This is a genomic window from Nocardioides ultimimeridianus, assembly GCF_054777895.1.
Genome location: NZ_BAAHAB010000011.1, coordinates 73986 through 86783, shown reverse-complemented (window position 1 = coordinate 86783; position 12798 = coordinate 73986). Strand labels below are relative to the sequence as shown.

The 12798-nt window shown below is 72.1% G+C and carries 12 protein-coding genes; 6 read left to right on the top strand and 6 right to left on the bottom strand.

What is annotated here, in order from left to right; translation table 11 throughout:
• Positions 1-18 precede the first annotated feature (18 nt).
• Positions 19-744, bottom strand: a complete 726-nt coding sequence (aat, locus tag ACYU8V_RS11845; RefSeq protein ID WP_460847576.1) for a leucyl/phenylalanyl-tRNA--protein transferase — start codon at positions 742-744, stop codon at positions 19-21.
• Positions 745-793: 49 nt separating this feature from the next.
• Between aat and ACYU8V_RS11840 the strand changes: the two genes are divergently transcribed.
• Positions 794-1483: an EcsC family protein gene (locus ACYU8V_RS11840; RefSeq protein ID WP_460847575.1), complete on the top strand. Its 690-nt coding sequence runs from the start codon at positions 794-796 to the stop codon at positions 1481-1483.
• A gap of 13 nt (positions 1484-1496) precedes the next feature.
• On the opposite strand, the gene ACYU8V_RS11835 is transcribed toward ACYU8V_RS11840, so the two are convergent.
• The 3 genes from ACYU8V_RS11835 to ACYU8V_RS11825 are packed head-to-tail and all read right to left on the bottom strand — an operon-like array spanning position 1497 to position 5748.
• The gene (locus tag ACYU8V_RS11835; RefSeq protein WP_460847572.1) at positions 1497-2432 is read right to left on the bottom strand and encodes a hydroxymethylglutaryl-CoA lyase; all 936 of its coding nucleotides are present in this window, start codon (positions 2430-2432) and stop codon (positions 1497-1499) included.
• Positions 2429-4222, bottom strand: a complete 1794-nt coding sequence (locus tag ACYU8V_RS11830; RefSeq protein WP_460847569.1) for an acetyl/propionyl/methylcrotonyl-CoA carboxylase subunit alpha — start codon at positions 4220-4222, stop codon at positions 2429-2431. Before ACYU8V_RS11830 ends, ACYU8V_RS11835 begins: the two co-directional genes overlap by 4 nt.
• Before the next feature lie 5 nt (positions 4223-4227).
• Positions 4228-5748, bottom strand: a complete 1521-nt coding sequence (locus ACYU8V_RS11825) for a carboxyl transferase domain-containing protein (protein WP_460847953.1) — start codon at positions 5746-5748, stop codon at positions 4228-4230.
• Between the two features lie 126 nt (positions 5749-5874).
• Between ACYU8V_RS11825 and ACYU8V_RS11820 the strand changes: the two genes are divergently transcribed.
• Positions 5875-6363: a hypothetical protein gene (locus ACYU8V_RS11820; RefSeq protein WP_460847568.1), complete on the top strand. Its 489-nt coding sequence runs from the start codon at positions 5875-5877 to the stop codon at positions 6361-6363.
• Between the two features lie 9 nt (positions 6364-6372).
• Complete coding sequence (locus ACYU8V_RS11815; protein WP_460847566.1) at positions 6373-6945, top strand: SACE_7040 family transcriptional regulator; 573 nt, start codon at positions 6373-6375, stop codon at positions 6943-6945.
• Positions 6946-6999: 54 nt separating this feature from the next.
• Here ACYU8V_RS11815 and ACYU8V_RS11810 read toward each other — a convergent pair whose 3' ends face one another.
• Complete coding sequence (locus tag ACYU8V_RS11810) at positions 7000-8622, bottom strand: acyl-CoA dehydrogenase family protein (protein WP_460847564.1); 1623 nt, start codon at positions 8620-8622, stop codon at positions 7000-7002.
• Positions 8623-8627: 5 nt separating this feature from the next.
• Positions 8628-9566 (bottom strand): crotonase/enoyl-CoA hydratase family protein, encoded by a 939-nt coding sequence (locus ACYU8V_RS11805; RefSeq protein WP_460847563.1) that lies wholly within the window; start codon positions 9564-9566, stop codon positions 8628-8630.
• A 30-nt stretch (positions 9567-9596) separates the two neighbouring features.
• Between ACYU8V_RS11805 and ACYU8V_RS11800 the strand changes: the two genes are divergently transcribed.
• The 3 genes from ACYU8V_RS11800 to ACYU8V_RS11790 all read left to right on the top strand — a co-directional run bounded on the left by ACYU8V_RS11800 (position 9597) and on the right by ACYU8V_RS11790 (position 12744).
• Positions 9597-10307, top strand: coding sequence for a PaaX domain-containing protein, C- domain protein (locus ACYU8V_RS11800; RefSeq protein WP_460847561.1), 711 nt, complete (start codon positions 9597-9599; stop codon positions 10305-10307).
• A gap of 109 nt (positions 10308-10416) precedes the next feature.
• Positions 10417-12054 (top strand): NHL repeat-containing protein, encoded by a 1638-nt coding sequence (locus tag ACYU8V_RS11795; RefSeq protein ID WP_460847560.1) that lies wholly within the window; start codon positions 10417-10419, stop codon positions 12052-12054.
• Positions 12055-12084: 30 nt separating this feature from the next.
• A complete protein-coding gene (locus tag ACYU8V_RS11790; protein WP_460847559.1) occupies positions 12085-12744 on the top strand; it encodes an enoyl-CoA hydratase-related protein in 660 nt (219 codons plus the stop codon).
• The last annotated feature ends 54 nt before the right edge of the window (positions 12745-12798 follow it).

Below are 12798 nucleotides of genomic sequence, written 5' to 3'. Positions count from 1 at the left end.
GCCCGACGCCCTCCGGTTCTAACCGCGCAGGTCGAAATCGGCGGCCGGGACGTCGAGGACGGCCCCCAGCCCGGAGAGGTACGCCGCCCGCGGCCGCTCGGTCACGCCGAGCGAGCGCAGGTGCGGGGTCGGCCACTGCACGTCGATCAGGCGCTGCCCCGCGCGCCCGTGCTCGTCGCGCCGCAGGTGCTCGACGAGCCCCACCAGCGCGACCTTCGAGGCGTCCCGCTCGTGGTGGAACATCGACTCGCCGGCGAACAGGCCGCCGATGGCGACGCCGTACAGGCCTCCCACCAGCCGCCCGTCGCGCCACGTCTCCACCGAGTGGGCCCAGCCGAGCCGGTGCAGCTCGACGTACGCCGTGCGGATGCGCCGGTCGATCCAGCCGTGCGGGCGATCGGGGTCGGCGCAGGCGGTGATGACCTGCTCGAAGGCGGTGTCGATGCGGACCTCGAAGTCGCGCGCGCTGCGGCGCAGGCTCCGCGAGACCCGCAGGTCGGCCAGCTCGAGGACGCCACGGCGGGCGGGACACCACCAGCCGATCGAGCGTGGGCCCTCGGGCATGGGGAACAGGCCGCAGCGGTACGCCGCCAGCAGGGTCCCCGGCGCCAGGTCGGCCCCGATCGCCACCAGGTCGCTGGGGTCGAGCTCGTCCTCGGCAGTGCCGGCGCCCGCGGCCGGGAGCGCGCCCAGCTCGCCGACCGTGGGGAACACCCAGGGAGTGGGCGGCGGTTCGATGGGCACAGGGGGAACCTAGTCGTCGCCACCGACTTCTCATGATGGGATGGACGCCATGCGCAGGAACGTCAAGGCCGGAGTCGCGACCGAGGTCGCGCGGCAGCTCGCCCCGAAGGTGACCTCCATGGCGCCCGGGGCCACCGAGGCGTTCGTGCGGCACGCGCTCAACCGTGCGATCGTCGGCGTCGGCAGACTCCCCGGAGCCGCGGCCGCCGCGGACGCCCAGCTGCGCGAGCAGCACGGAGACGTCGACCGGGCCGTCAAGGAGGTCATCGAGAACCACGTCCGGTACGCCGGCGTGGAGGGTCTCGTCACCAACCTCGGCGGCCTCGTGACCGCGGCCGTGGTCGCGCCGGCCTCGATCTCCGGGCTGGCGCTCGTCCAGTGCCGGATGGTCGCCGGGATCGCGCACCTGCGCGGCTACGACCTCGACGACCCGCGCGTCCGCAACGCCATCCTGGTGGCGCTACTCGGCGACGAGGTGGTCGCCAAGATGGTCAAGTCGCACCGCATCCCGGGCCCGCCGATGGCGATCGCCACGTCGCCGGCGTACGACGCGGCCACCGACCAGATCGTCGCCAACGCGCTCGCCGGCGAGCTCGTCGGACGGGTCATCGGCAAGCGCATGGCCGCCACCATCGGCAAGCGGATGCCCGTGGTCGGCGGGGCCGTCGGGATGGTCGCCGACGGGGTGTCGACGTGGCGGGTGGGTCGGTACGCCGACCGCGAGTTCCTCCCCCGCTGATGCGCAGGGCTCGCTAGATCTCCAGCGCCCGCACGACCGCCGAGGGGCTCGGCCGCCCCAGCTGGTCGGCCATCCAGCGGGACGTGGCGACGTACGCCGCCAGGTCGATGCCGTGCTCGATGCCCATACCGGTGAGGAACCAGGCGAGGTCCTCGGTGGCGAGGTTGCCCGTGGCCGACTTGGCGTAGGGGCAGCCGCCGAGGCCGCCGGCGCTGGCGTCGTACGTCGTCACGCCGGACTGCAGGCCGGCATGGACATTGGTGAGCGCCTGGCCGTAGGTGTCGTGGAAGTGCAGCGCGAGACGCTCGACGCCCACGCCCGCATCGGCGAACGCCGCGATCAGCGCGCGCACGTGGCCGGCCGTGGCGACGCCGATCGTGTCGCCGAGGCTGAGCTGCGCGCAGCCGAGGTCGAGCAGACGGCGACCGACGGTCACGACCTGCTCGATCGGCACCGCGCCCTCCCACGGGTCGCCGAAGCACATCGAGACGTAGCCGCGGACGTCCATCCCGGACGCCAGCGCCCGCGCGATCGTCGGCTCGAACATCTCGAACTGTGTCTCCACGCCCCGGTTGAGGTTCTTGTTCGCGAACGTCTCGGTGGCCGAGGCGAAGACGGCGACGTGCCGAAGGCCGAGCTCGAGCGCGCGGTCCAGCCCGCGCTCGTTCGGGACCAGCACCGGCATCTGCCGGGCCGAGTCGCCCATCTCCGCGACCAGGCCGGTCATCAGCTCGGCGGCGTCGGCGAGCTGCGGGACCCACTTCGGGTGCACGAAGCTCGTCGCCTCGACGATCGGCGCACCCGCGGCGCAGAGCCGGTGGATGAACTCGGCCTTCACCGCGGTCGGCACGGCGACCTTCTCGTTCTGCAGGCCATCGCGCGCACCGACCTCGTAGATCGTCACCCGGTCCGGCAGGCCGGGCTCGGGAACCACCATCGGCAGACTCACGACGCCTCCACCACGAACAGCATCGCGCCCAGCGCCACCTGCTGCGCCACCTCTGCGCCCACCTCGGTCACCACGCCGTCGTACGGCGCCTTCAGCGCCAGCTCCATCTTCATCGCCTCCACGACCCCGAGCACCTGTCCCTCCGTCACAGCATCGCCCTGCGCGACGCGGACGTCGAGGACGGTGCCGGGCATCGGGCTGACGATGGTGCCGTCGGAGGCGCCGACACCGTGGTCGGTGCTCGCGTCGGGGCGGACGAAGACGTAGCGCTGGCCGTGGAGGGCCAGCTCGACCTCGTGATCGGTGACGCGGGAGACGAGGTTCGGCGGTACGACGGCGGCCGGCCGGGCCGGCTCGTCGAAGTCGACCACAGGATCGACGGGCGGTCCGCCCATCCGGAACCCATCCCCCGCGAACGGGCCGGCGTGCTCACGGTGCTGGTCCAGCCACAGCCGGGCCGCGATCTCGCGCGCGGGCGTCGGGTCGGGCGCGGGTACCTCGTTCCGGTCGAGCCAGGCGGTGTCGATCGCGCCCGGGACAGCGAACTCGTCGCTCGCCGCCAGCTCGTGCAAGAACCCGACGTTGGTGGTGAGACCCAGGATGGCGGTGTCGTCGAGTGCGAGGACGAGTGCACTGATCGCCGCGTCGCGGTCCGACGAGTCCACGATGACCTTGCCCAGCATCGGGTCGTACGACGTCGAGACCACCTGACCGCTTACCAACGCATGGTCGACGCGAGCGATCGTCGGCCACCGGACCAGAGTCGCGCGGCCCGCCTGCGGCAGGAAGCCGCCGAAGGCGTCTTCGGCGTAGATCCGCGCTTCCATCGCGTGTCCGGACGCGCGGACCGTCGCCTGGATCGGCGCCGTGCCCCCGTTGGCCACACGCAGCTGAAGGGCAACGAGGTCGATGCCGGTGACCTCCTCCGTCACCGGGTGCTCGACCTGGAGGCGGGTGTTCATCTCCAGGAAGTAGAAGTCGTTGGTCGCCACGTCGAGGAGGAACTCCACGGTCCCGGCGTTCGTGTAGCCGACGGCCTTGCCCAGGGCCACCGCTGCGGCGTGGATGCGCTCGCGCAGCTCGTCGTCGAGGCCCGGGGCGGGCGCCTCCTCGATCACCTTCTGGTGGCGGCGCTGCGCCGAGCACTCGCGCGTGCAGAGGTGCGTGACGTTGCCACGCTCGTCGCCAACGATCTGGACCTCGATGTGCCGGCCGCGCTCGACGTACTTCTCGATGATCATGGCGTCGTCACCGAAGGCGCTCAGCGCCTCGCGCTTCGCGGCCGCGACCGCCTCGGGCAGCTCCTCGGCCGAGCGCACGACCCGCATCCCCTTGCCACCGCCGCCGGCCGCTGCCTTGGCGAGGACGGGGTAGGCGAAGGTCGTGGGATCGTCGTCGATGTCGTACGACGGCACCACGGGGACGCCCGCCGCGACCGCGATGTCGCGGGCGGCATCCTTGCGGCCCATCTGCTCGATGACCTCGGGCGTGGGGCCGATCCAGATGATGCCGGCGTCGGTGACGGCGCGGGCGAAGCCGGCGTTCTCGGACAGGAAGCCGTAGCCGGGGTGGATCGCGTCGGCACCCGCCTCCTTCGCAGCGGCCAGCACAGCAGAGGCGTCCAAGTAGGACGAAACCCGGACCGCGACGTCGGCATCGCTCACGTGGAGGGCGGAGGCATCGAGATCGGTGTAGATCGCGATCGACCTGATCCCTTCCAGGTCGCAGGTCTCGAACACCCGCCGGGCGATCTCGCCACGGTTGGCGACGAGGACTGACTTGATCGGCATCGTCATCACATCCGGAAGATTCCGTAGTTGGGCGCGGGGACGGGCGCGTGCGAGGTCACCGACAGCGCCATCCCCAGCACCCGCCGGGTGTCGGCGGGGTCGATGATCCCGTCGTCCCAGAGCCGCGCGGTGGCGTAGTACGGCGAGCCCTGGGCCTCGAACTGCTCGCGGATGGGCCGCTTGAACTCGTCGTCGTCCTCGCGTCCCGACACGGTGGCGAGCACGTTGGCGGCCTGCTCGCCGCCCATCACCGAGATCCGCGCATTCGGCCACATCCACAGGAAGCGCGGGTCGTACGCGCGGCCGCACATGCCGTAGTTGCCGGCGCCGAAGGATCCGCCGATGACGACGGTGAATTTCGGGACCACCGAGCACGCCACCGCCGTCACCAGCTTGGCGCCGTCGCGGGCGATGCCGCGGTTCTCGTACTCCCGCCCGACCATGAAGCCGGTGATGTTCTGCAGGAACAGCAGCGGGATGCCGCGCTGGTTGCACAGCTCGACGAAGTGCGCGCCCTTGAGCGCCGACTCGCTGAACAGGATGCCGTTGTTGGCGACGATCCCGACCTCGCGGCCGTAGATGCGGGCGAAGGCGCAGACGAGGGTGTCGCCATACAGCTGCTTGAACTCCTGGAAGCGGGACCCGTCGACGAGGCGCCGGATCACCTCGCGCACGTCGTACGGCGTGCGGGTGCTCGTCGGGACCACGTCGTACAGCGTCTCGGGGGCCTCGAGCGGCTCGTCCCACTCCAGCGGCGCGGCCGCGGTCGGACGGGGCAGGGTGTCGACGATCCCCCGAAGGATCCGCAGCGCGTGGGCGTCGTCGTCGGCGAGGTGGTCGACCACGCCCGACGTACGCGCGTGCACGTCGCCGCCGCCGAGGTCCTCCGCGGACACGACCTCGCCGGTCGCGGCCTTCACCAGCGGCGGGCCGCCGAGGAAGATCGTGCCCTGGTTCTTGACGATGACCGTCTCGTCCGACATCGCCGGCACGTAGGCGCCGCCGGCCGTGCACGAGCCCATCACCGCGGCGAGCTGCGGGATGCCGCGGGCGCTCATGTTGGCCTGGTTGAAGAAGATCCGGCCGAAGTGCTCCTTGTCCGGGAACACCTCGTCCTGCATCGGCAGGAACGCGCCGCCGGAGTCGACCAGGTAGACGCACGGCAGGTTGTTCTCAGCGGCGATGGCCTGCGCGCGGAGGTGCTTCTTGACCGAGATCGGGTAGTAGGTTCCGCCCTTCACGGTCGCGTCGTTGGCGAGCACCATGCAGTCGCGACCCATCACCCGGCCGATGCCGGCGACGACACCTGCGGACGGCACCGCATGGTCGTCCCCGTCCTTGCCGTACATCCCGTACGCCGCCAGCGGCGCGACCTCCAGGAACGGGCTGCCCGGGTCGAGCAGCCGGTCGACCCGCTCACGGGGCAGCAGCTTGCCGCGGTCGGTGTGCTTCTTGCGGGCGGCCTCGCTGCCGCCCTGGCGGACTCGTGCGAGGCGCTCGCGCAGCTCGGTGGCGAGCTCGCTCATCGTCGGTTCGGACACGCGCCCTAGGTTAATGATCATTAACCTGCGCGGTCAATGGGGTGACGGGTGAACCTCCGGATCCGGGGTACTGGCCCCTGTCGGATCCCCGACCCGGAAGGAGCACCACCCATGTCCGTCGTCGACACCGTCGTGCGGTTGACGCGTCAGGTCGCGAGCCGTACGGCCCACGCGATCGTCCACCCCGTCGAGACCGCCACCGGAGTGGCCGACCTGGCCGGCAGCGCCGCCTCAGCGGCCGCCGGCGCGGTCACGGGCACCAAGGAGGACCCCGGCGACACCGGCCCGACCGAGCCGACCGCCTCCACCAGCACCACCGGCGCCCCGCCGGAGGCGCTGCTGTTCCCGCCGGAGCCCGCCCCCGCTGCGCCGCCGGTGGCCACCGAGCCGAAGCCCGCCGACATCGACGACTGGCACGACGAGCTGGACGAGGCCGACGAGGCCGACGAGGGCGACGAGATTCCCGCGCCCGCCGACGACGACCGCCCCCTGCTGGACCCGTCGGTCGCCAAGGCCGTGCGTCACGAGTCCGAGACGATGCGGCGGGCCGCCGAGCGCGATCCGGGCGCCACCGCCCCCAGCGAGGTGAACGGGCATTAACCTGGGCGCGTGAGTGCGCCCACCCGTCGTGAGCAGATCCTGGCCACGGCCGCCGAGCTGTTCGCCGCCCGCGGCTTCCACGGCGTCTCCGTCGCCGACCTGGGAGCCGCGTGCGGCATCAGCGGCCCGGCCCTCTACAAGCACTTCCCGTCCAAGCAGGCGATGCTCGCCGAGATGCTGACCGCGATCTCCGAACGGCTGCTGGCCGTCGGCCGGGAGCGGGTGGAGACCGGCGGCGACCCCGCGGCCGCGCTGCGCGCCCTCATCGACTGGCACCTGGAGTTCGCCCTCGGACATCGCGCGCTGATCGTCGTACAGGACCGGGACTGGGAGTCGCTGCCCACCACCGCCCGCGAGCAGGTACGCCGCCTCCAGCGCCAGTACGTCGGCCTGTGGGCCGACCAGCTCCGCGCCCTCGACCCGGACCTGTCGGCAGGGGCCGCGCACGCCGCCGCCCAGGCCACCTTCGGCCTGCTCAACTCCACGCCGCGGGCCGGCCACGCCGTCTCCGACGCCGAGCTGCGGGCGCTGCTGGGCGGGATGGCCGAGCGCTCCCTCCTCGCCAGTCCAGCCGAGTTCTGACTCGTGGTCGACCGAAACCCTGGTTTGGGTTGACCACGAGCCAGAACTCGCGGGTCAGTTGCCGGGGATGCGAGCCAGGATCGGCGCCAGGTCCAGCCCGGCGGGGAGGGTGCCGAGGGCGCCACCCCAGTCGCGGGCCAGGCGGGTCGCGCAGAAGGCGTCGGCCACGGCGGACGGCGAGTGACGCAGCAGCAGGCCACCCTGGAAGACCAGCGCGATCTGCTCGACGACCCGCCGCGCCCGCAGCTCGATGTCGTCGAAGGTGGTCAGCTCCTTCTTCAGTGCGGCCAGTGCGTCGTCGTACCGAACGTCGAGGCCGGCGGCCAGCTCCGCCTCGGCGAAGAACGCGTCGAGGGACTCCGGCTCGCGGCCGATCGCCCGCAGCGCGTCGAGGGCCGCCACATTGCCCGAGCCCTCCCAGATCGAGAGCAGCGGCATCTCGCGGTAGATCCGCGCGAGGTCGAAGTCCTCGGTGTAGCCGTTGCCGCCCAGGCACTCCAGCGCCTCGCCGGCGGCGACGGGGGCGCGCTTGCAGACGTAGTACTTGGTGGCGGCCAGGGCGAGCCGGCGTACGGCCGCCTCGCCGGCGTCCCCGCGGATTGCGCGGTCGTTGGCGCCCGCGAGCCGCAGCATCGCGGTGGTCGCCGCCTCCGACTCGATCTGCAGGTCGGCGAGCACGTTGCGCATCAGCGGCTGGTCGATGAGCGCCTTGCCGAAGGCGCTGCGGTGACGCGCGTGGTGCGCTGCCTGGACCAGCGCCGAGCGCATCCCCGACGACGAGCCGATCACGCAGTCCAGGCGGGTCATGTTGACCATCTCCACGATGGTCTTGACGCCGCGCCCCTCCTCGCCGACCAGCCAGCCGGTGGCGTCGTCGTACTCGATCTCGGAGGAGGCGTTGGACCGGTTGCCCATCTTCTCCTTGAGCCGCTGGAAGCGGATCGGGTTCGCGTCGCCACCCGGCAGCACCCGCGGCAGCAGGAAGCACGACAGCCCGCCGGGCGCCTGGGCGAGGGTGAGGAACATGTCCGACATCGGCGCCGACGTGAACCACTTGTGGCCACGGATGACGTAGGTGCCGTCGGCGGAGGGAGTGGCCGTCGTCGTGTTGGCGCGTACGTCGGACCCGCCCTGCTTCTCGGTCATCGACATGCCGGCGATCAGCCCGCGCTTGGTCGCCGGGTCGCGCAGCCCGAAGTCGTAGACGCGGTTGGTGAGCAGCGGCTCGAACCGCTCCGAGAGCTCGGCGTTGGCGCGCAGAGCCGGCACCACGGCGTACGTCATCGAGATGGGGCAGCCGTGGCCCGCGTCGACGTTCCAGACGGCGAACTTCGCGGCCCGCGCGACGTGCGCGCCCGGCCGGTCGTCGGCCCACGGGGCCGCGTGCACGCCGTGGGTGACGGCGGCCTCCATCAGCTGGTGGTACGCCGGCACGTACTCGACCTCGTCGATCCGCTCGCCCGTGCGGGAGAACGTGTGCAGCACGGGCTTGACGCGCTCGGCCCAGCGGCCGCGGTCGATCCACTCCGCGCTGCCGGCCATCCGGCCCAGCTCGTGGATCTCGTCGAGCGCCCAGCCGGCGCCCTCGCGCTCGACCCCCTCGAGCAGCACCGGGTCGTCGGCGGTGTCGTGCCCCACCAGCGGCGGGACCTGGTTGAAGACCTCATGCGTCGTCATGTCGATCATCCCTTGTTCGTGGAGGGTCCGAAGTCGTCGTACGGCGCGCTGTCGCGCTCCTGCACGGCCTGCTTGAAGCCGACGTCCATCGCCCGCTGGGCGAAGGAGTAGCCCTCGCGGGTGTGGCGGGAGATGCCGTCGAAGACGGTGCTGATCATCTGGCTGTTCTGGACGCCCTGGGCGAGCAGCGCGGAGTTGAGCGCGAGCTTGACCATCATCAGCTGGTTCAGCGGCATCGCGGCGATGCGCTCCAGGAGGTTCTCGGTGCGCGCGTCGAGGTCCTCCGGCTCGGGCGCCTCGATCGCCAGGCCCCACTCCAGCGCCTCGCGGCCCGAGAGCGTGTCGCCGGTGAACAGCAGCCGCTTGGCGCGCTGGTCGCCGAGCCGGTGCGCCCACAGGCCCGCGCTCGGCACGCCCCAGACGCGCGTCGGCGGGTAGCCGATCTTGGCGTCGGCGGCGATCAGGATCTGGTCGCAGTGCAGCGCGATGTCGGTGCCGCCAGCCACGCAGAAGCCGTGGATCTTGGCGACCGTCGGCTTGTTGGCGTGGAGGAGCGAGGCGTATCCGCGCGTGAAGCGACTCATCATCGCGTAGTCGACCATCGGGTCCCACTGCTTGCCCGGGTCGTGGTTGGGGATCGCCTGCTCGGCGAACGCACCGAGGTCGTAGCCGCCGCAGAAGCCCTTGCCCCGCCCGCTCACCACGATCACGTGCACCCGCGGGTCGAGGTCGGCCCGCTCGACGGCATCGGCCAGCTCGCGCGGGGTGTCGAGGGTGATCGCGTTGCCGTGCTCGGGGCGGTCGAAGGTGATCCGCGCGATCCGGCCGTCGACCTCGTAGGTCAGCGTCGAGTAGGTCGTCTCGGCATCGTCGAGCGGCAGGCCGGCGTACGCCGAGTCGGCACCCTCGTGGGCGGACCTGCGCCACGGCGCTGCGTCTGTCATGCACCCGACGTTACAACTATGCTGACAACTGTGTCGAGATCTGTAGCGCCCGCGCTGTCGGCCCGGTCCGTGGCGCTCAGCCTGATGCTCGGCTCGCACCCCGACCGGATGAGCCCCGCCGCACTGACCCGCGCGGGCGAGCACTTCGGCATCCCGGCAGCCACCATGCGGGTCGCGCTGACCCGCGCGGTCGCGGCGGGCGACCTGGTCCGGGTGGAGGGGGACTACGTGCTCGGGGAGCGGCTGGTCCGCCGCCAGCGCCGCCAGGACGAAGCCGTCGACGACGCCGAGACTCCGTGGGACGGCACCTGGGAGATGGCGGTCGTCGTGGTCGCCGGCCGGTCCGGGGGCGACCGCGCTGCGCTGCGCGAGCTGCTGTCGGCGTACCGCCTCGGCGAGCTGCGCGAGGGGGTCTGGACACGGCCCGCGAACCTCCGACGCCCACGCGGGTACGCCGAGGAACCGGTCCTGCGCACCTTCGGCTCCACCCCCGACGACCCGGCGGCGCTGGTCGCCGCGCTCTGGGACCTTCCCGGCTGGGCCCGCGACGGGCGGCGGCTGCTGCGCGCGCTGGAGCGGACCCGCCGGCCGGCCCCCCGGCTGGCCGCGGCGGCCGCGCTCGTCCGCCACCTGACCACCGACCCCCTGCTCCCACCCGCGCTGCTGCCCGCGGACTGGCCGGCCGGCGAGCTGCGGGCCGGCTACGCGGCGTACCAGCAGGAGCTCAGAGGGCTCACCTGAGTCGTGAGTGTGAGCGTGACCCAGGGGTCACTCCCCCACTCACGACTCCGACGGACGGACTCCCCAGAACCACCCACGCGGCGCCGGGATCTGAGGCATCCTCGTGGGCATGGATCGATCCTCCTCGGCGGCGTCCTCCCGCCCCCGTGCCCGACGGTTGCTGCTCGCCGTCACGACTCTCGTCGCCGGGTCCGGCGCGGTGGTGCTCCAGGCCGCGGCCCCCGCGTCCGCCGCGGTCTCGGTCAGCCAGGTCGGCGGCTTCGTCGCCGACGACGTCGTCAGCCGGGTGTTCGTGGGCGACCGCACGAACGGGTTGGTCAAGGCGGCGGACTACGCAGGAGCCGCGGTCGGGTCGGTCACCGTTCCGGGCGTGACGGACCTGGCGGTCTCGCCGGACGGTGCCGTGCTCTACGCCGCCTCGCCGGTGCTGAACGAGGTCGACGCCATCGACACCACCACCTTGGCCGTCCTGCACCGCTACACGGCGGCCACCACCGACGGACCGACGCACGTGGCGTTCGCGGGCGGGAAGGTGTGGTTCACCTACGGCGACCAGTGGGAGGGCGACCTCGGCTCGATCGACCCGAGCACGGGGACCGTCACCATGGGCCGGCTCGGCACGAACCAGATCTGGGGACCGGGGCTGCTCGATGCGGACACCTCGCAACCCGGGATGCTCGCCATCGGCGAGACCGGACTCTCGACCGACTCGATGGCGGTCCTCGACGTGTCCAGCGGGAGTGTCACGAAGGTCGCGTTCCACCAGGGCAACTACACGTTGAACAACGGCATCTCCGACATCGACCTCACGCCCGGCGGCACCCAGGTGCTCGTCAACGGCAGCCACCGCCAGGCCTACGCCGACGGCGCGTTCACCGCGGCCGGGTCCTACCCGACCGGCGTGCTGGCCGACGTGTCGGCGACGGGCTACGTGGCGAGCGCAGCCGGCTCGTCGGTGACGGTGTACCCGGCCGGGTCCCCGACCGCGGTCAGCACCTTCCCCGCGGCGGGCGGCGCCACGGCGATCACCTGGGGCGAGGACGAGTCCCACCTGTTCGTCATGCGTTCCTCGGGCGCGAGCCAGGTCCTCGACATGATCGACCTGCCCACGCAGCCGCACACCTCACCCGCGCTCACCCTGACCGCGAGCCGGACGGTCTTCAGCTACGGCTCGTCGGGCACGTTCACCGCACACCTGGGCGCGAGCACGAACCGGACCGTCTCGATCTGGGCGGACCCCGCCGGCACCGCGCCGAACCACCTGCTCGCCTCGGGCACGGTCGACTCGAGCGGCAATCTCTCCGCCTCGATGACCATGACGCGGAACACGAAGGTGACGGCCGTCTTCGCCGGCGGCGGGCTGGAGAACCCCCGCACCGTGGCCCTGACCGTGGGCACCCGGGTCAAGATCGCGACCCGCACGACCGGCTACTTCAGGACGACGAGCATCGGGGGCCACCGCTACCTGGTGTTCCACCACACCGTCTCCCCGAAGACCGTCACCACGATGACCGCCTACCCGGGCCGCAAGATGCAGGCCCACTTCGACTACTCCACCGGCAGCTGGCGCACGGGCCCGACGTCGTACTGGAGGCTGAGCTCCACCGGCAAGGTGACCCTCTACCTGAACCGGGTTCCGACGGGCGTCAGGATCCGCCTGCGCTCGAGCTACATCAGCGGCACGTCGGGCGACGCGGTGAACACGACGACGTACGGCGCGTGGACCTACCTGGTGATCGTGAAGTGACGGAGCCGCCGGCTCGGTAGGGTCGCGCGCATGGTGAATCTGACCCGTGAGGGCGACGTCCTCCTCCTCGACCTCGGCCACGTCGGAGACGACGACGACCACCGCTTCTCCCCCGAGCAGATCGACGCGCTGACTGCCGCGATCGACGAGGCCGAGGCGACCACCGGGCCGGCCGCGATCGTGACGACGGCGGTCGGGAAGTTCTACTCCAACGGCCTGCAGCCGGAGCGGTTCAAGGCGCCCGGCCACGCGGAGTACATCGGCGCCTACCAGCGGCTCGTGGGCCGGCTGCTGGCCTCACCGCTGCCGTCGGTGGCGGCGCTGCAGGGCCACTGCTTCGCGGGTGGGGTGTTCTGGGCGCTCGCCCACGACCAGCGGGTGATGCGCGCCGACCGCGGCTTCGTCTGCCTGCCCGAGGTCCAGCTCGGCATGACCTTCGCCGACGGCATGAACAGCATCGTCATGGCACGGCTGAGCGCGGCCGTCGCCCACGAGGCGATGACGACCGGGCGCAGGTACGGCGGCGCCGAGGCCGTCGCGGCGGGCATCGTCGACGTGGCGGTGGGCGCCGACGACGTGCTCCCGACCGCGATCGAGCGGGCCGCCGCCCTCGCCCCGCTGCGCGGCGACGCCTACGCCGGCATCAAGAGCAAGATGTACGCCGGAACCCTGCAGGCACTCACCACCTAGGCATCCGGGCCGAAGGCAAAGTTCTGACCGATCGCCCGCGGAGCCTGTCGCCAC

Excerpts from the sequence above, each read along its gene's own strand:
- ACYU8V_RS11840 (WP_460847575.1), top strand. The coding sequence starts at position 794 with ATGCGCAGGAACGTCAAGGCCGGAGTCGCGACCGAGGTCGCGCGGCAG.
- ACYU8V_RS11830 (WP_460847569.1), bottom strand. The coding sequence starts at position 4,222 with ATGCCGATCAAGTCAGTCCTCGTCGCCAACCGTGGCGAGATCGCCCGG.
- ACYU8V_RS11825 (WP_460847953.1), bottom strand. The coding sequence starts at position 5,748 with ATGAGCGAGCTCGCCACCGAGCTGCGCGAGCGCCTCGCACGAGTCCGC.
- ACYU8V_RS11820 (WP_460847568.1), top strand. The coding sequence starts at position 5,875 with ATGTCCGTCGTCGACACCGTCGTGCGGTTGACGCGTCAGGTCGCGAGC.
- ACYU8V_RS11810 (WP_460847564.1), bottom strand. The coding sequence starts at position 8,622 with ATGACGACGCATGAGGTCTTCAACCAGGTCCCGCCGCTGGTGGGGCAC.
- ACYU8V_RS11805 (WP_460847563.1), bottom strand. The coding sequence starts at position 9,566 with ATGACAGACGCAGCGCCGTGGCGCAGGTCCGCCCACGAGGGTGCCGAC.
- ACYU8V_RS11795 (WP_460847560.1), top strand. The coding sequence starts at position 10,417 with ATGGATCGATCCTCCTCGGCGGCGTCCTCCCGCCCCCGTGCCCGACGG.
- ACYU8V_RS11790 (WP_460847559.1), top strand. The coding sequence starts at position 12,085 with ATGGTGAATCTGACCCGTGAGGGCGACGTCCTCCTCCTCGACCTCGGC.